Origin of the sequence: Endozoicomonas arenosclerae, from assembly GCF_001562015.1 — a bacterium.
In the GTDB taxonomy this organism is placed as follows: domain Bacteria; phylum Pseudomonadota; class Gammaproteobacteria; order Pseudomonadales; family Endozoicomonadaceae; genus Endozoicomonas_A; species Endozoicomonas_A arenosclerae.
This window is the reverse complement of record NZ_LASA01000281.1, coordinates 1-502: the sequence shown is the minus strand read 5'-3', so window position 1 is coordinate 502 and position 502 is coordinate 1. Positions and strand designations below refer to the sequence as shown.

The following is a 502-nucleotide window of genomic DNA, read 5'->3' as shown; positions in this document are numbered from 1 at the left end:
TGTCCAGGTTGCCAGCCAGAAAGTCTTTTTCCCGGCTTTCCCACTTGCTGAAGGTGACACGAACCCATTCAAGACCGGCTTCGCTGGCCGCTTTGTAATTCTGTTCAGTAGGTTCACTGTTAAAAAAATTGGTGCCTCGCTTCTGTTGATCCCAGAAGTCAATTTTGGCGGCCTGAGCGTTTAGCGATATCAGGCACATAAGCATTAGTGTGTGAAACCACTTGAGGGGCATGGAAGGGTTTTCCTTGGACTGTTGTTCTAGCAGCCTGTCGGACTTGAACCCATAAACGCAGTTCAAGTAATTTCAGACTCTGACTATTCCGGAGAGAACTTATAAAACCCTCTCCGGCGCATTACATTTTCAACTTGTCCTTATGATTTTTCTCACTCTTGGCCTCAGATCAGCCCAATAGTGCCACAGATAAGTCGCCAACAAGACCAGTTCCAACCACTGCTCTTCATTCACTTGTTTCAGGCTGAACATCCGCCTCAAGTTATACGC

General features: G+C 47.0%; 1 pseudogene. It reads right to left on the bottom strand.

The window, feature by feature from the left end:
* Positions 1-232: pseudogene (locus tag WG89_RS28780) on the bottom strand (hypothetical protein); the annotation flags it as partial.
* Positions 233-502 lie beyond the last annotated feature (270 nt).